Below are 17,847 nucleotides of genomic sequence, written 5' to 3'. Positions count from 1 at the left end.
AAGATTTTTTTGCTTTTGGATCTGGTATTTTAATAGTGAATTTTTGCGCACCCTAAAGGGTGCGGCTACCATAAAATTATAGAATATGGTAATAAATGTTAAAAAAATTAAAAAAGGTAGGCGCAGGCTTTAGCCTGCGATTTTTACCTTTTCCCATTATCTAATATCTCTTTAAAATTTTTTATTAAAAAATTTTTTCATAAGTTCCTTGAAAGAAAAGTTCTCTTTTATATTCTTATTTAAAATTTTTGCAAAATCTTTTATTTTTTCGTAAAGTTCAAAACCTATATCCTTATTACCTTTAAAATAAAGGGATTTATTTGAAAGAAGAGGGTCCGTATCTTTATCAAAAAAATTTGTTGAAGGCACAGGCGAAAATTGAGCAGGATAAATTTTTATCTTTTTATTATAAAGATATTCGTAACTCTTCATAATTTCATCAAAATCATCTTCCTCTGTCCCTATCAGAATGTAAGCTCCTATTTCATCAAATCCAGCCTTACTTAAATTTGTAATTGCATCCTCAAAGTGTTTTAAAGTAAGCTTTTTTGACCAGTTTTTTTCAAGTTTTTTCTCATTGATTGTTTCAAATCCTATTCTTATTGTCTTGAAATTTGCTTTCTTTAAAAGATAAGCCATCTCCTCATCTATATACCTTGCATGAATTGCATTAGGAGTATGAATTCTTATATCAAGATTTTTTTCTATTAATTTTTTTAAAAAATTTTTAAATTTTTCTTTGGGGTATAAAAGTGCATCATCGTAAAAGGCTAAATCCTTTGCTCCCTTAATTTTATTTATCCTTTCTATCTCATCTATTATCTTTTCATCCCCAAGCTCATAAAACTCTGGAAACAAAAGGTTTGATACGCAATAGGAACAACTGAAAGGACACCCAAAAGACCTTAAAATTGCAAAATGTTTTAAAATTGGATAATCAAAATAAATGTCAAAACAGATATTATCCCTTTTTAAATACTTCTCAATATTAATTTCTACATCCATTATTTTTGATAATTTTTCCAAAATATTTTTTATTTTTCTTTCATAAATAATGATTGTATCGTAAAAATTTTTTTCAGCATGTTCTCTGCATAGAAAAACATACCTTCCTCCAAGTATGTATATAGATTGAGGATAAAATTCCTTCAAAAAATCAATTGTTTTCCTTATCCCAGGATACCAGTAAGTCATTCCACTTGTTATAAGAATGTAATCAAAATTATCAAAATTTTTTAAATAATCTCTTAAAATATCTTCATACCATCCATAAATTTTATATTTTCTTTTTATATCCTTTAATAAAGAGGGTTTTTCAATTTCTTTTGAAGGGAACTTTCCGGTACTGAAACTTTTATCCTTTATTTTCTTTAAATCCTTTTCACCTAATTTTTCCCTGAAAAAGGGATTGTGCCTATCAAGAAAATCAAGAAGAAAAACCTTAAAACCCTCTCTTTTTAAAATACTACCCAACACTAAAAGACCAAGGGGTTTGATCCAGAAATCATACAAAGAAAAATCAGTTACCCAGGGATTTACAAGGAGAATTTTAAAATTCTTTTTCATTTTCTTAAAATAATATCTTTAAAATAATAAGAGTTCAATTCTCTTTTTAAAAAGTTAAACGAACAGGATGATAGTAATTTTTTATCTGATCCTCCAACAATTAGAAATAAGAGAGTTTATTTACAAGGGAGAAGAAAAATACTTTGAATATATTGAAAAACTTACATCAGGTGGTGATAATGCTGAAGCCTATTTCTCCTTTGATAATACAAGAATCATCTTTCAGAGAAGTGATTACAAAAAATATATGTGCGACCAGATTTTTATATACGATTTAAAAAAGAAAAAGTATAACCTTGTTTCAACGGGTAAGGGTAGAACAACTTGTGCTTATTTTATGCCAGACGGTAAAAATATTATATATTCCTCAACACATCATTTATCACCTGATTGTCCTGAAGTTCCAAAACTTGATATAAAAAGATATTACTGGCCAGTATTCCCCTATGATATTTTTATGTTTAATTTAGAAAAAAAAGAGCTTAAAAAGTTAACAGATAACCCTTTTTATGATGCTGAAGCAACTGTAAATGAAAAGGGAGAAATAGTTTTTACATCTTTAAGGGATGGTGATATTGGTATATATATGTTAAACCCAGAAAATGGTGAAGTTAAAAAAGTTATAAATCTGTATGGTTATGAAGGTGGACCCTATTTTATGCCAGGAAACGAGTATATTGTTTACAGAGCCTTTTATCCTGAAAATGAGGAAGAGTTAAAAAGTTATAGAGAACTTATTGAAAAAAATATCGTCGCACCTCCAAGACTTGAAATCTATATGGTTAAAAGGGATGGTTCAGAAATAAAAAAATTGACAAACTTTGGAAAAATTTCCTTTGCACCCTTTCCCCATCCAAAGGGTAAATACATTATTTTTTCTGCTAACCTTGATAAAGATAAACCCTTTAATTTTGACCTCTATATAATGAAAACAGATGGAAGTGATCTTGAAAGAATAACTTATTTTGAAGGTTTTGATTCTTTTCCAATGTTTTCTTGGGATGGAAAATACCTTGTTTTCTGTTCAAACAGAAAGGGAGAAACTGAGAGGGAAACAAATGTATTTATTGCAAAATTAAAGGAGGAGTTTATTAAAAAACTTGAAGAATAAATTGCTCTGTATAATACCTGCAAGAGCCTCTTCAAAGAGGCTTAAAAATAAAAATATCTATCCAGTTCTTGGAAAACCACTTATCTTATATACAATTGAAGAGGCATTAAAAAGCGGAATTTTTGACAAAATAGTTATTTCAACTGATTCTGAGGAAATAGAAAAATTAAGTTTAGAAAAAGGGGTAGATGTTATCAAGAGGCCTTCAAAATTATCAGGCGACAAAGCAAAAACAATTAGTGCAGTATTTCATGTTTTAAAAAAATTAAAAGAAGAATTTAACTATATTTTTTTATTACAACCAACATCACCTTTAAGGGATAAAAATGATATATTAAAGGCTTTTGATAAAATAAAAAGGGAAAGAGCTGATTTTCTTGTAAGTGTTACTGATTTTGAAAAACCTTTTAAATGGGCAATTTATAAAAAAAACAAATTCTTTGATTTTTACTTTTCAAAAAAATTCAGAAAAAAACTATTCTTACCAAATGGAGCTATTTTTATAGCAAAATATAAAGCTCTTTTAAAGGAAAAAACCTTTTACGGAAAAAAATTAACCATATACTATATGCCAAGGGAAAAATCTATTGATATAGACACAATATATGATTTAAAAATGGCTGAAATTATTTTAAAATTAAAAAATGAAACTGAAAGATCTAACAAAAGATAAAACTTTTTTAATAGCAGAAGCAGGTGATAACCATAATGGATCAAGGGATTTAGCCCTTTATTTATGTGATCTTGCTAAAAAGGCAAGCTGTGATTCTGTTAAATTTCAGACCTTCATAACAGAAGAGGTTATTTCAAGAGGAACAGAGAAAGCACCCTATCAGAAAAGAAAAGATGAATCAGAGGATATGTATGAGATGTGTAAGAAACTGGAACTTTCCTTTGAAGATTTTAAGATTATAAAGAATTACTGTGATAAAATTGGAATTTTATTTTTCTCAACCCCTTATGATATAAGATCAGCAGAATTTTTAAATGAAATTGGTGTTCCTTTTTTTAAAATAAGTTCCACAGACTTAAATAACTTTTATCTTCTCGATGCAATAGCAGATTTTAAAAAACCAGTTATAATTTCAACAGGAATGGCAGATTGGGAAGAAGTAAAAAAAACTTATGAATTTCTAAAAGAAAGAAAAATTCCTGAAATTGCTATACTTCAATGCACATCAGAATATCCAGCACCTTTTGATGAACTCAATTTGAAAGTTATTGAAAATTTTAAAAGGGAGTTTCCAGATGCAATAATAGGATTTTCAGACCATTCAGAAGGATATCTTGCAAGTTGTATTGCAGTTTCTCTTGGAGCAAAAATTATTGAAAAACACTTCACTCTATGGAAGGGTCTTCCTGGTCCAGATCATCAGGCTTCCCTTTCACCTGAAGAGCTCTTTTTATGGGTTAAAAATATAAGACTAACAGAAAAAATGCTCGGTGATGGAATTAAAAGAATAACAAAAAGTGAAATTGAAGTAAAAAAAGTTGCAAGAAGATCAATTTATTTGAAAAGGGATAAAAGAAAAGGAGAAATAATTGAAAAAAGTGATATTGTAACTTTAAGACCAATAAAAGGCATAACTCCTGACAGAGTTTTTGAAGTTTTAGGGAAAAAGTTAAAAAGAGACAAAAGAAAATTTGAACCCCTTTTTGAAGAGGATTTAGAGGATTAGTTAAAAAGAATACTTTCACTTATTAAGGCACAGCCCCTTAATTCCTCATCAACCCTTTCAATTATTTCAAAACCTTTTCCTTTAATTTTTCCCATATCAGGTGTTAAAAGAAAAGAACAGGTTTCAAGATTGAATAGGTCGTAAATTGCTATTAAGCCCTTATTACTTAATTTTCCCTCTTCATTTAAAATTCTAAATCTTAAAAAGGGTAAAGAAGATTTAAATCTTACCTTTTTGTTTTCAAAAATAAATTTTCTTAAAGTTATATCATAGAACTGTGAGGCAATTTCACACATTCCATATTCATTTATAACATAATTTTCATCAATGTTAAAAAATTCTTTATAAATCTTTATTAAATCTTTTCCCTTTAATAAAATCCTTTTAGTTTTCCATCCACCTGTATCCATAATTCTTGAGCCTTCCTTTAAAAAAATTTTTTCATTATTTTCCTTTAAAAAAATAGCAAAAGCATAAAGGGAAAGGGTTGTTCCAAGTAATACTATTTTTTTCTTTTCTCTTTTCATTTTTTTAAGAGCATCCTTATAATCTTTTCTATCAAACACAAAATAAAAATTTTTTGAAAAATTTTTTGCAACAAGGGAAAGCATATAGGAAAGGGAGGAATTATTCCTTTTTTCAAAAGGTTCAAAAAATATATAAAAGTTAGTTTTTAAATCATCAGGCAAAACAAAATGTTTAAAGGAAATAAGGATACTTCTATTTATAAATTCAGTATCCACATAAAAGGATTTTGACCTTAAAAACTCACTTGTTCCAGATGAAAGGAAAATAACTTTTGGTTTTTCTTTAATTGACCTAACCTCATATTTTTTAAAGAATCTAACAGGCATTAAAGGAATATCCTCAAAATTTTTTACCTTGCTTTTATCCTTATTAAACCTATCACAGAATTTTTTATATACTTCATTGTTATCATACTGAAATTTAAATACATCTAAAAAAATTTCCTCGTCAAAATCCATGTTATTTAAGGATTTTAAAATTTTTTCTTTTATAGAGAAGAGTTTCATAATTAATTATAATATATATTGTGAAAGCAGGAATTATTGGATTTGGAAAAGTTGGAAGTTCCCTCTATGACCTTTTGAGGGAAAAATCTATTAAGGTAAATATATTTTCAGTAACAAAAGGGAAAGGAAATTTAAAGGACTTAGTTATAAATTCAGATTTAATTTTCATAACTGTTAAGGATGATCTTATTTCTTTAAGGGTTAAAGAAATAAGTAAAATAAAAGGGATTAAAGGGAAACACTTTATTCATCTTTCAGGTGCAACACCTTTATCAATTCTTGAGCCTTTAAAGAAAAAAAGAAATTTTATAGGTAAACTTCATCCAATTCAAACTTTTCCTGAAAGAAGTAAAGGAAGTTTTAAAAATATATATACAACATTTTCAGGGGATGAAGAAACTTATAAAATCTTAAAAAAATTATTTTCAAGGGATTTTAAAATAATAAAAATGGAGGATAAAGAGCAGATTTTGATTCATATCGCCTGTGTTTTTGCCTCAAATTTTCCCGTATATTCAATTTTAAAGGCAGAGGAAATCCTCGAAGGTTTAAAATTAAAAGGAGAAATTTTAAAACCAATAATAAATGCATCCTTTAAAAATGTCCTTTCAAAAGGAGCAAAAAACTCTTTAACAGGTCCTGCGAGAAGAAAGGATTTAAAAACAATAAAACTTCACAGGAAAATATTAAAAAATTTTAAAAAAGATTTATACAAGATTTATAATTATTTAACAGAGAAAATTTTAAATGAAAGAAACTTATAAAAATTTCCTTTTAAATCACCCCTTACTTAAAGGTATAGGTGAAAAGGGTATAGATGATATTTCTTCAATTGCGTCTTTTATATATCTTAAAAAGGGCGAAATACTTTTTAAGGAAGGTTCAGAAGGAGAGGATTTATATATAATTGTTGAAGGTGAAGCTGAAATTTTAAAGGGAAAAGAACTTGTAAAAATTGCAGAGTTAAAGGAAGGAGCAATAATAGGTGAGCTTTCTTTTCTTCTAAAGAGTGGAAGAACAGCAACTTTAAGGGCAAGTAAGGATTCAGTTTTTTTTAGAATTGATGGAAAACTTCTTGAGGAAAAAATTTTAAAAGGAGAAAAACCTTACATTGAGATTTTATTTTCAATTTCAAGAATTATAGCAGAAAGGTTAAGCAATATGAATCTTATTGTATCTGAATATTTAAAAAAAGATAAAATAGAAAAAGATGAACTTAATCAGTTAAAAGAAAATTTAAAAGAGGGTTTTATTTTTTAACTATGAATTTATCACCAGATGTTATTATTTTGAAACCTCCAGCTTTCCTTGAAATGATACTTGCCTCAGCAGAATCTTATCACTATGAATGTTATGGTCTTATACTTGGTTATTTTAATAATAGGGAAATAATTGTTGAGGATGCGCAGGTTTTACAGATTGTAAAAAAGTCTCCTTACAGTGTTGCGCCTATAGCAAAGAGAGAAAAAAGAATAATTCAATTAATTAATTCCTTAAAAATTGAAAATCTTAAAGTTATAGGAGATTTTCATTCCCATCCAATGGTTGGAGGAATAAAGGGAAAATCTTCTCCTTCAGGTGATGATATTCTGGATATGGAAGTAGGTAAAGTATACATTATAGTTTCAGTTAATGAAAGTAAAAGAGAAAGAGCCTGGTCTTATAGCATAAAAAGAAAAATTTTAAGGGGTTCAATTTTCAATTTTAGCTTTGAAATTTCAGGTTATTATTGTCATAAAAATTTGAGTTATAAAAAACTACATATAAACTGTCCTTTTCTTATGGCAATTAATACTTAAAATGATTTTGTTTAAAATTCTTATAGCCTTTTCAAGTATTTCTGGAAGGGTGATAGATAAAAAAACAAGTGAATCTCTTCCTTTTGTTTTTGTTTATATAAAGGATTTAAATAAAGGAACACTTACAGATGAAAGGGGTTTTTATGTTATTTCAAAATTAAAAGAAGGAAAATATCTTTTATGTTTTAAAATTGTTGGTTATGAGGAAAAATGTTTAGAAGTGGAATTAAGGGAAGGAGAGAATAAAATTTTAAATGTTGAGCTAAATCAGATTGAAATAGAAATTGAAAAAATTATCATTTATTCAAGAAAAAAGGAATTTGAAGAGGAAAGGGCTTCTGCCGTAAAAAGGGAAACAGAAATTTTAAAGAGACTTCCAAAATTTATTGAAGGAGATCTTTTAAGAACAGTTTCCACCTTACCTGGTGTGGTTCAGGTAACAGATTTATCAGGCAGGTTCTCTGTTAGGGGTGGTTCTCCTCAGGAAAATTTAACACTTATTGATGAAATTCCCCTTTATAACCCCTATCATCTGGGTGGAATTTTCTCGGTTTTTGATCTTTCAGCACTTTCAAGGTATGAATTTTATAGGGGAGCTTATGGGGCTCAATTTGGAAATGCTTTATCCTCTCTTTTATATGCTGAAATAAAACCTGGTAATTCAGAAAAAATAAATTTTGAATTAGCTTTAAGTTTTTTATCTTTCCGCCTTTTAAATGAAGGAAAGCTTTTTAAGGGAAATTACCTTGTTTTTTTGAGAAGAACCTATTTTGATAAATATATTTCTTTGATAAACAGGGATTTTGAATTTCCCTATCATTTTTTTGATATTTTATCTTCCTATCAGATTGAAAAATCACCCTCTTTAAGATTTAAATTCTCCTACATTACAAGTAGAGATTTATTTTATCAGAAAAAAGATGAAATCCTTTTAAAATGGGGAAATGATGGTTTTTCCTTTAGAACTTTTTATATACATAGAAAAAACTTTCATGAAATAAATTTATTTTTCTCTTCTTTTTTCAGTTATTTTAAAATAGGAGAGTTTATTTCCCTCTGGAATCCTGTTTCCATAGCTGGTTTAAAATGGAAGGGAGAGTTTAAGGGAAGTTTTGATAAAACTTTTGGTTTTGAATATGAGAATCTAAATGGAAAATTTCAGAATGATATTTTTGGTATTAAACAACTTGATAAAGGAAATCCTCACATCCTTTCTTTCTTTTCTGAATTAAATTTCAAAGTAAATAATTTAAGAATTAATCCGGGTTTAAGGACAAATTATTTTTATTTAAGAATCAAGGAAACACCCGAGAGAAATGCTAAAAGTTTTAGAATAGAACCAAGAATTAATTTAAAATATTTTCTGAGGGAAAACCTTGCAATAAAGTTTGCAACAGGAGTTTTCAATCAGTATCTAATAGCTGTTAACTTTTCAGAAGTTTTTGATCCCTTTTATTACTGGGTAACAATTTTTGATGGTTATAGGCCAATGAATTCAAAACATTATATAACAGGAATTTCCTATTTGCCAGATTGGGGTAAAATTGATTTTGAAATCTTTTACAAGAAGTATGATTACATTCTTGACTATGAAATAAAAAGTTATGACCCATTAAATCCTGATAAAACCTTGTTTTTAAAAGGGCAAGGAGAAAGTTACGGTTTTGATTCTTTTATTGAAAAGACCTTTGGAAAATTAAATTTTAATTTAAGTTTGACAGTATTAAAGTCTCACGGAAAATTTGAAAAGGAAAACAAATATCATTCAATGAGGTGGGATAAAACCTTCAATTTTTCTTTAAGTTTATTTTATAAGTTAATATTCAATTTAGATCTGGGGTTAAATTTTTTATATACAACTGGTTCACCCTTCACAGATGTTATTAAAAGGTATAGATTCTTTTATAATCCATATCCAGATAGATATCCAAAGGTTATATGGGATGAAATTGAATCCTATCCTTATAGTGTAAGGTTTCCACCTTATCACAGGCTTGATATTTCCCTTTCAAGGGATTTCAAAATAAAAAAAATTAAGGGCTTTTATTCCTTGAGTATAATAAATGTTTACAATAGAAAAAATGTATTTTTATATTATTATGATTATGATAAAGAACCACCTGTAAGGCGAGAATTATATCAAATTCCCTTTGTTCCAAGTTTTGAAATAAAAATTATTTTTTAGATGAAAAGATTAAAAATTTTTCTTTTGACTTTAATTTTTATTTCCTGTAAAAAAGAAATAGAAAAGGTGATTATTCCGGATTACATTGTTTGGTGTGTATTAAAGTCAAGTAAAAAAATTGAAGAGCAGATTGTTTTTGTTGATAGGTTATATAGTCCAGATGAAGTTCCATCACAAGGTGTTTCTGGGTGTTCTGTTAAAATAAAATTTGGGGGTAAAGAATATTTATTTAAAGAAAAAATAGTTAGTGACATAGATTCAAATGAATATCTTGTATATTATGATACTTTTTATGTTCCCTCAGGTACAGATTGTACCCTTAAAATTGAGTTTCCTGATTCAAGGGAGCTTCTCAAGGTTACAAAGGTTCCAACTGATTTTAATATAATTTATCCCATTTACGATACGATTTATGTTCCTTCTAACAATTTACTTATATGGAATAAAAGTGAAGGAGCGAAATTTTATGTTATTTATTTAGAGAATACTCCGGACTCACTTTTTTATATTTTTTTCTCACCTGATACTCTCTTTGATCTTTTCAGGAGGGAAAGTGCATTTAAATCTGAGGGTATTTACAGGGTTTATGTCAGGGCTGAAAATGAAGATCTTTATTACTGGAATTTAAACAGGAGTGATAGGATAGAGGAAGAGTGGGTAAAGGGTGTTTTTGGAGCATATGTAGAAAGAAGGAAAAGTTTTTATATAAAGAAATAAATTATTTCTCTTTCTTTTTTAAAAGGTAAATAGAATAAAATGCCATAAGTAAACCAACAATCCCATTGGTGATATAGGCTAAGGCATTATTCATATAATTAAGAAGAGGAATAAATATAACTTCTATAATTCCAAGAATATAAAAAAATGGAAGAACAAATCCTGTAACAAAAAGACCCATTCCGGTTGTGTAGCTATAAAGGGGATTGACAATTTTATTTATATCTTCTCCAATAACATTATAAAAAAGAAAGATATTAAATATAATTCCAGCAAAGGCAAATCCCCAGAAAATGCCTATTTTAGGAATTACACTTAATTTTGAATTGAGAGGTTTATAAGTTTTTCTTTTAATTCCTATGTAGTAGTTCATGTAATAACCAAAGGTAATAAGAATTCCAATAAAAATTGCAGAAATATATAGGGGTATTCCAAGTTTTGGAATTATAAAGAAATAGATTATAGAAAAGATTCCCCATATTAAAATAGAGAAAATTATGCCTGAAACGTGGATTGTAGAGAAAAAGAAGGCAAGAGGCAAAAGATAAAACCATAAAATGTATTTTCCTGTTATAAGAGTTATAAAAACACAGGTTGAAATATAAAACCCGAATATTATCATGTATATAGCAAAGTGTTTAATTTCTTTTTTAGCTCTCTGAGAGATATATTTAAGTATATCTATGGTTTCAAGGATTTCTTCAATTTCTTTTTTCATATTTTATATAAAAATTTAAGGGGGATTTGAACCCTATTTTATTTCTTTTAAAATTTTCTTTAGTTTATCAAGGTAATCTAAAAGTTTATTTTTACCTGAATCAGATAATTTATAAAAAGTTTTTGGTCTTCTGCCCACAAAAGTTTTTTTAACTTCAATTAATTTATTATCTTCAAGCACCCTCAAATGAGAGGAAAGGTTTCCTTCAGTAGTATCAGTAATTTTTTTAAGTGTTGAAAAATCTACTTCTTTATTCTGCAGAAGATAAATGAGTATTGAAAGCCTTGTTTTTTCATGAATTATTGGGTCAAGTTCTTTGAATTTCATTTTTTAAGAAAATAGAGAATTCCCCAAAGTATAAAACCGAAACCCATACCTATAGAAGAACCTACAGCAACTTTTCCGAAAAGAAAGCCTATTCCCAATCCGATAAAAAGAAAACCTAAAAATATCATGGGACCTGCACTTTTTAGTGATTTTTTATTTTCCATTTTTTAAAAATTTTTGTTTTACAGGATTTGAACCTTTTATTTACAAATTAATTTGTAATATAAATTATACTGTAAAAAAAATAAAATTTCAAGTCTTAAAAATATAATCTTTAAGCAAACTTCAGATCTCATTAAAATTAATTCTTTCAGACTGATAGTTAAATTAATCTTATCAATTTTTCCAATTTTTTTTGAAATTTTCTTACCTCTCAAGCATTTTTGATAAAATTAACATATTAATATTATAATTTATTTTGAATATTATTATAATTTGCTTTAAATATGAATTTTGAAGAATATTTAAAAGAAATCAATATTAAAATTTTAAATTTTTGTAAAAAATATAATTTTTTTCATCATAAAGATGATCTTTTAGGAGAAGCTTTTATATGTTTTCAAAAATGTAAAGAAAAATTTAAAGGGGATGAAATGGAGTTTAGGAATTATTTTTTTAAGTCCTTGGAAAATCATTTTTTAAATTATTTAAAAAAGGAAAAAAGATTAATTTTAAAAGATTATGAGGAAATTGAGATTTTAAATGAAGTAAGAAGTGATGAATTTTTAAGAAGATTTGAAAATAATTTATACAAAAGATTAAATGAAAAAGAGTTATGGATTATAAATTTAATAAGGCAAGGGTTTAATTTAAAAGAAATTTCAGAAAAATTGAATATTTCTTATGAAAAAATGAAGGATATATGGAGTGAGATAAGGAGTAAAATTAATCCTTTAAAAAGAAGTAGAAATGAATTAAGGAGGAAGTGGTTAAATGAGAATAAAGAGAAGGTGAAAGAACTTCGGGAAAATTGGAGAAGGAGAAATCCTGATTATTTTATTAAATGGAGAAAAGATAATAAAGATTATTATAAAGATTGGAGACGAAAGAATATTTTATATATGAAAAAATATATGAGTTTATACAGGTTAATTAAGGCGAAGGATTTTTTAGATATTTTAAGAAATTTTTTGAAATATTTATGTGAATGTAGCTCATGTGATTTAAAAGAATATAAGAGAAAGGATTTTTCAATTTTTTTAAAATGCAGATTCTGTTTTATAAGAATTTTATTATATGAAGATTTGGAGAATGTAAATATTAAAGAGGATGAGCTTTTGGTAATTTTTTCAAACAAAAATTCTTTGAGGGATTTTAAAAAACAGATGGCAAAGAAAAGAATTTTTATATTTAATGGAGAGGATTATTTAAAAGGGAAAATTAATTTTCTTTCTCCTAAAAATAATAAGAAAGTTTTAATCATAAAAAAATTCCAGATTCGTTAAAAAAAAAAAAAAAAAAAACCGAAAAGGCTTTTTAAATTGTTATATATATAATAAGACCCTGAGAAATTGGTTAAAGTCCAACTCAGGGGTAAAAGAAAGGAGGTGTGAGATGGCAGTAGTACTAAGTCTACAAAAATTACCAGTAGCAATGCCTAGCGCAAAGGCTCCTGTAAGTCTCACTAGCAGTATAGCTAACTGCTGCAATGAGATAGAATAAGGGAGCAATAACATAAGTGGGGGCGAGGGAGCCTCGCCCCTTTTAAAATATTTTTTTAAAATTTATGTATTATGAGAAGTAAAAGGCATGTTATAAAATATTTATATACTTTACTTTCAGACAAATTTTATGAGCCTTTTGAAAATATGTATTCCCCCTCTAATGAGTTTTTAAACATAATTATGCAAATACTGAATAATAAAAAAGAAAATTGGAAAATAATAAGAGATGGTTTATGGTTTCATGTTTTCCCTCTAAATTCAGAAATAATGACTCAGGGCTGGAAAATTCATATTTCATCTACCATAAATAATGCAGAAAGAATACTTGCAAAAGTTGCAAAAATTCTAATAGATAAAAAAATTCCTTTTAAATTTGCTCTGGATAAAACAATTCTTTCCATGATGAATTTCAAGGATTGGCAAAGAAGTGCTTCAGGAAAATTCATTACTATTTATCCAAATGAAAATGAATTTAAAGAAATAATAGAAATTCTATATAGCGAACTTAAAGAAGAAGAAGGACCTTATATTCTTTCAGATAGAAGATATAAGGATTGCAAAGTCTTATATTATAGATACGGAGGATTTAAAAGAATTACATTTGTAGATATAATGGGAATGAAGGAATATATGATTGTGTCTCCTAATGGAGAATATATAAAAGACGAGAGACTCCCATATTTTAATCTTCCTCCTTGGGTAAAAGATCCATTTCCTTTAGAAGATAAAGAGCCTAACGAGTTGGCTTTAAAAAATGGACAGTATTTAATTGAAAAGGCTCTTCATTTTTCCAATACCGGCGGAGTTTATTTAGCTAAAGATAGAAATTCAAATAAATATGTAGTAATAAAAGAGGCAAGACCTTATACTTGTAAAGATAATTTGGGGAATGACGCAGTAACCCTTTTGCATAAAGAATACGAAATATTAAAAATTTTAAAAGATACAAATATTGCACCCAAACCTATAGAATTATTTCAAGAATGGGAGCATACTTTTTTAGTTATGGAGTATATCCGTGAAAAAAATTTGCGTGAATTATTTTTTTCAAAATTTCATCCTATTTTAAAATTAAATTTTAACTCAAGGGAAAGTAAAGAATTTTACAAGATATATAAAAAAGTTTTTTTAAACTTTTTAGATGCTTTAGAAATTATTCATTCAAAAGGGATAATTTTAGGTGATATTTCCCCTTACAATGTAATTGTTAATCCAAAAAATTATAAGGTTAAATTTATAGACTTTGAAGGTGCAATAAGAAAAGGAATTGATAAACCATTTTTACTTTTTACCCCTGGTTTTAGAAAAGTGGATAGAAATTTCTTTTCTTTTAATGCTGATTTTTACAGTATGGGTGCACTTATGTTTTATTTTCTTTTTCCTATAAATGTATTTTCTGATCTTAGAAAAGATCTTTATGATAATGTATTAAAAATGATACTCAAAGATTTAGGCTGGTCAAAAAGGATTTACAATTGTATAAATATTCTTATTAATAGTGTTAATGAAAATGTTAATAAAATTCCTTATATTTCCAAATATGTAAGAAAATCTCTGGTTTCTTCAAATAAAGTTGTTAAAAAAGCAGGATTTATCACAAAAAAATTAAGTAAAGAAAGATTACAAAAAATAGTGGAAGGATTCGGAAATTTTATTCTTAATCACATAGAGGATGAAAGGGAAGATAGGTTATTTCCAAGCGATCCCTTTCTCTATCACACTAATTCTCTCTCTTTAGGTTTTGGTGCCACCGGAATTTTATATGCTTTAAAAAAATGTAATTTTGATATACCTAAAAAGGCATTTTATTGGATAGAAAAAAAATTAAAAGGAGTAAATGAAAAGGACTATCCTCCTGGTTTTATTACAGGACTTTCAGGAATTGCCTGGGCACTCTGGGAATTAGGATATGAAGATAAATCTTTAAAGATAATTGAACTTACCGAAAAAAGTCCTTTAAAATTTAAAAATCATTCCCTTTTTTATGGAATGGCAGGAATTGGACTTACCAATTTATTTTTTTATCTAATTACTTCAGAGGCAAAGTTTCTGGAAAGGGCAATAAATTATGGAAATAAAATAATTGAAGTAAGTAAAATAAATAAAAAGGGCATTTTTTGGGAATATGAAAATAAAGTATATTTAGGATATGGATATGGACAGAGTGGAGTTTCCCTTTTCTTATTAAGATTATATCAGGTTACTAAGGAAAAAAAGTATTTTGAGTATGGAATAAAGGGAGTTTTTTTTGATTTAAAAAATGGAAGAAAAATAGAAAAAGATGTTATAAGTTTTCCTGAGGCAATAGGGGATAAAACTTTAGAACATTACATAGAGTGCGGTACCGCAGGAATTATCAAAGTATTATTAAGATATAAATTTTTTAATAAATTAAAAAGGTTGATTCCGGATATTTGTAGAAAATATTCAGTTTTTCCAGGAATTTTATTCGGAATATCAAGCTTTATTGACACTCTAATTGATGTTTATATTTTCACAAATGATGTTCAATATTTGGAGATGATGAATCGTCCTCTAACAGGGCTTATAGATATTTATTTACTTTCTTTTCCTGATGGATATGCTGTTCCAGGGGATAATCTTTTTAGAATCTCCTGTGATTATGCAACAGGAATTGCTGGTGTTATGCGAACAATTCATAGAGTCTTAACCCTTGATGAAGCAGATTTTACTTTAGATCAAATTTCATGAGAGATAATATAAAAAAAGTTTTTTATTTTTTAAAGGGGTTAAATAAAGAATTTTCCCTTTTTATATTTACCATTTGTTTAATCTATGCAATAGAGGCAATCTTTCATCCCATTTTAACAAAATTAATCTTTGATGAAGCAGTTATCAGAAAAAGTTTAAAAATTTTCTTTATTTTAATATCTTCGTATTTATTTTTAGGCATATTTATTAATTTAATTTCTTTTTTTGTTGAACTATGGGGCAAATCTTTTGAAAATAAAATTTTAAGTAAAATTCTTAAAAAAACATTGATGTCCTTTTATAATAAAGATTATGCAAATATTTTACAAAAAGGTGAAGGATATTTCATAGGAAGAGTTTATAAAGATGTAATGGAAGCTTTCCCCCTCTTTATATCCTCTATAAGAAATATAAGCACCAATTTAACAAGGGTAATTGCATTTACTTCTGTTCTTATATATATTTCCTGGCAAGCTACCCTTATTATGTTTATTTTAATTCCATTTATTGTATATTTTTCAAATTTATTATCTCAAAAGATAAAATCTGCAACTTTAGTTGAGAGGGAAACAGAGAGCGAATTTATTAATTTTCTTAATAAAAATATTTCTTCATATAAAGCAGTAAATATTTTAAATCTTCTCGGAAAAGTTCTTGAATCAACTATTTTTGCCTTCAATAAATATTTAAATGCTCTTTACAGAAATTTCAAGATTATAACTACTTATAATACGGGTATTTATCTTATAATGAATATTAGTGATTTTTGTTCTTTATTAGTAGGTGCTATATTTTTGTTAAAAGGGAAAATGACTTTTGGTGGTTATTTAGCCTTTGTAACTGCCTTCTGGAGGAGTGTTACAGCAGTTTCTCAATTTTTTGCACCATTTGCCCAATTAAACAAAAGTCTTACAATAATAAACAGGATATATGAATTTGAAAAGGAAGAAAAAGTGAAATTTTATAAGGTAAAAGATGAGGTTATTTTAGAAAATGTTTGTTTTTCTTATGATAAAAATTTTGTATTTAAAGATTTTTCATTAAGAATTAAAAAGGGTGAGAAAATATTGATAAAAGGACCAAATGGTTCAGGAAAAACAACACTTGCAAATATAATGAGTGGGTTACTTAAAGTGCAAAGTGGAAATGTTATTTTACCCCCAAGAATTTCCTCTTTAACACTTCCTTTTGAATTTCCTTTATTAAAGATAAAAGAATTACCTATTAAGGAGAAACTTTTAAAAGATTTTGGATTGATGGAATTTGTTGATAAATATCCTCATGAATTATCTATTGGCAATATGCAGAAATTAGCCATTGCTCTTATTTTTTCAAAGGAAGCAGATTTATATATTTTAGATGAGCCTCTTGCTAATATAGATAAAGAGAGCACAAAAGTTTTAATGAAACATATTTTAGATTTATCAAGGGATAAAACTCTTGTTGTTATAATGCATAAAGGCGATGAATGGCATCAATTTTTTGACAGGATTTTAGATTTAAAAGAAAATAAAAAGGAGGTGTAATTATGAACCTATTCTTTTTAATTTTAATAACATCTTATACAATAACACTTGAGAGATTCAAAGAAAGTCCAAAAATAGATGGTGTAATTGATAAAGAATGGGAAAATGCAGCAAAAGTAACTGAATTTATTGAATTTCAACCAGAAGAAGGGAAAATTCCTTCTTTCAAAACTGAAGTATTTATCGGTTATGATAATGAGAATATATACTTTGCCTTTAAATGCTATGATGATATTAAAACTATAAGGAAAACTCTAACAAAAAGAGATGAAATTGGGATGGATGATATGGTTTTAATATATCTTAATACTTATGGTGGAAGAAAAGAAGGTTATGTTTTTATAACAAACCCTTTAGGAGTTCAGGCTGATTTAACTAAAGGTCCAACACCTATTGAAACAGAAGATATGTCTTTTGATACATATTTTGAAGTAAAATCATTTATTTCTGATTCTTTCTGGTCATGTGAATTCAAAATTCCCTTTTCCTCTATAAGGTTTGAAAGTAAGGAGAAAAACGAGTGGAAGATTGTATTAGGAAGAACAAGACCAAGAGAAACTTTTGAAATTTATTTTTTCCCTTCAATCCCAAAGGATAATCCATCTGTTTGGATGAATGCTGCAGAAATTATAATTCCTGAAAGAATTTATTCAAAAGAAAAAAGAAATGATTTTATTCCCTATTTGATTAGTTCTCAAACTGGAATAAGAGATAGCATAAATTACAAAAATGAAAATGTTAGATTCAATCTTGGTTTATCTGGAAAAACAAGGATTTATCAGAATTTAGTTTTAGATTATGCATTAAAT

17 protein-coding genes are annotated in these 17,847 nt (G+C 27.1%); 12 read left to right on the top strand and 5 right to left on the bottom strand.

The window, feature by feature from the left end; all coding sequences use genetic code 11:
* Nucleotides 1–171 precede the first annotated feature (171 nt).
* Nucleotides 172–1,566, bottom strand: a complete 1,395-nt coding sequence (locus tag ABIN73_08110; protein ID MEO0269685.1) for a B12-binding domain-containing radical SAM protein — start codon at nt 1,564–1,566, stop codon at nt 172–174.
* 67 nt (nt 1,567–1,633) lie between these two features.
* Here ABIN73_08110 and ABIN73_08105 point away from each other — a divergent pair, with 67 nt between their 5' ends.
* From ABIN73_08105 to ABIN73_08095, 3 genes are read left to right on the top strand one after another with little or no spacing between them, the layout of a single operon-like run.
* Nucleotides 1,634–2,677, top strand: coding sequence for a hypothetical protein (locus ABIN73_08105; GenBank protein MEO0269684.1), 1,044 nt, complete (start codon nt 1,634–1,636; stop codon nt 2,675–2,677).
* On the top strand, nt 2,667–3,350 hold the full coding sequence (locus tag ABIN73_08100; GenBank protein MEO0269683.1) for an acylneuraminate cytidylyltransferase family protein: 684 nt from the start codon (nt 2,667–2,669) through the stop codon (nt 3,348–3,350). The genes ABIN73_08105 and ABIN73_08100 overlap by 11 nt, the downstream gene beginning before the upstream one ends.
* Entirely contained in the window at nt 3,322–4,356 is a 1,035-nt protein-coding gene (locus ABIN73_08095; GenBank protein ID MEO0269682.1) for an N-acetylneuraminate synthase family protein, read from the top strand. Before ABIN73_08100 ends, ABIN73_08095 begins: the two co-directional genes overlap by 29 nt.
* Here the strand turns inward: ABIN73_08095 and ABIN73_08090 are convergent.
* The gene (locus ABIN73_08090) at nt 4,353–5,390 is read right to left on the bottom strand and encodes a hypothetical protein (GenBank protein ID MEO0269681.1); all 1,038 of its coding nucleotides are present in this window, start codon (nt 5,388–5,390) and stop codon (nt 4,353–4,355) included. The two genes, ABIN73_08095 and ABIN73_08090, sit on opposite strands and share 4 nt — an antisense overlap.
* A 20-nt stretch (nt 5,391–5,410) precedes the next feature.
* On the opposite strand from ABIN73_08090, the gene ABIN73_08085 reads away from it, so the two are divergent.
* The 5 genes from ABIN73_08085 to ABIN73_08065 are packed head-to-tail and all read left to right on the top strand — an operon-like array spanning nt 5,411 to nt 10,091.
* Nucleotides 5,411–6,154: a Rossmann-like and DUF2520 domain-containing protein gene (locus ABIN73_08085; GenBank protein MEO0269680.1), complete on the top strand. Its 744-nt coding sequence runs from the start codon at nt 5,411–5,413 to the stop codon at nt 6,152–6,154.
* Complete coding sequence (locus tag ABIN73_08080) at nt 6,138–6,650, top strand: cyclic nucleotide-binding domain-containing protein (protein MEO0269679.1); 513 nt, start codon at nt 6,138–6,140, stop codon at nt 6,648–6,650. Before ABIN73_08085 ends, ABIN73_08080 begins: the two co-directional genes overlap by 17 nt.
* Nucleotides 6,651–6,652: 2 nt before the next feature.
* Nucleotides 6,653–7,189: a Mov34/MPN/PAD-1 family protein gene (locus ABIN73_08075; GenBank protein ID MEO0269678.1), complete on the top strand. Its 537-nt coding sequence runs from the start codon at nt 6,653–6,655 to the stop codon at nt 7,187–7,189.
* Nucleotides 7,190–7,196: 7 nt separating this feature from the next.
* On the top strand, nt 7,197–9,374 hold the full coding sequence (locus tag ABIN73_08070; protein MEO0269677.1) for a carboxypeptidase-like regulatory domain-containing protein: 2,178 nt from the start codon (nt 7,197–7,199) through the stop codon (nt 9,372–9,374).
* Nucleotides 9,375–10,091, top strand: coding sequence for a hypothetical protein (locus tag ABIN73_08065; protein MEO0269676.1), 717 nt, complete (start codon nt 9,375–9,377; stop codon nt 10,089–10,091).
* Between the two features lies 1 nt (nt 10,092).
* On the opposite strand, the gene ABIN73_08060 is transcribed toward ABIN73_08065, so the two are convergent.
* Genes ABIN73_08060 through ABIN73_08050 form a run of 3 tightly spaced genes read right to left on the bottom strand, consistent with a single transcriptional unit; the run spans nt 10,093 to nt 11,300 of the window.
* A complete protein-coding gene (locus ABIN73_08060) occupies nt 10,093–10,809 on the bottom strand; it encodes a hypothetical protein (GenBank protein ID MEO0269675.1) in 717 nt (238 codons plus the stop codon).
* Between the two features lie 33 nt (nt 10,810–10,842).
* On the bottom strand, nt 10,843–11,136 hold the full coding sequence (locus tag ABIN73_08055; protein ID MEO0269674.1) for a transcriptional regulator: 294 nt from the start codon (nt 11,134–11,136) through the stop codon (nt 10,843–10,845).
* On the bottom strand, nt 11,133–11,300 hold the full coding sequence (locus ABIN73_08050; GenBank protein ID MEO0269673.1) for a hypothetical protein: 168 nt from the start codon (nt 11,298–11,300) through the stop codon (nt 11,133–11,135). The genes ABIN73_08055 and ABIN73_08050 overlap by 4 nt, the downstream gene beginning before the upstream one ends.
* Before the next feature lie 282 nt (nt 11,301–11,582).
* Here ABIN73_08050 and ABIN73_08045 point away from each other — a divergent pair, with 282 nt between their 5' ends.
* From ABIN73_08045 to ABIN73_08030, 4 genes are all read left to right on the top strand, one after another.
* Nucleotides 11,583–12,581: a sigma-70 family RNA polymerase sigma factor gene (locus tag ABIN73_08045; protein ID MEO0269672.1), complete on the top strand. Its 999-nt coding sequence runs from the start codon at nt 11,583–11,585 to the stop codon at nt 12,579–12,581.
* A 288-nt stretch (nt 12,582–12,869) separates the two neighbouring features.
* The gene (lanKC, locus tag ABIN73_08040; GenBank protein ID MEO0269671.1) at nt 12,870–15,512 is read left to right on the top strand and encodes a class III lanthionine synthetase LanKC; all 2,643 of its coding nucleotides are present in this window, start codon (nt 12,870–12,872) and stop codon (nt 15,510–15,512) included.
* Nucleotides 15,509–17,038: an ABC transporter ATP-binding protein gene (locus ABIN73_08035; GenBank protein MEO0269670.1), complete on the top strand. Its 1,530-nt coding sequence runs from the start codon at nt 15,509–15,511 to the stop codon at nt 17,036–17,038. Before lanKC ends, ABIN73_08035 begins: the two co-directional genes overlap by 4 nt.
* Nucleotides 17,039–17,040: 2 nt before the next feature.
* The coding region (locus ABIN73_08030) for a carbohydrate binding family 9 domain-containing protein (GenBank protein MEO0269669.1) at nt 17,041–17,847 on the top strand (807 nt) is incomplete at its 3' end.

The sequence above is a fragment of the candidate division WOR-3 bacterium genome (assembly GCA_039804025.1).
GTDB lineage: Bacteria > Hydrothermota > Hydrothermia > Hydrothermales > JAJRUZ01 > JBCNVI01.
The sequence above is the reverse complement of the archived record's forward strand: the minus strand, read 5'-3'. Positions and strand labels throughout refer to the sequence as shown.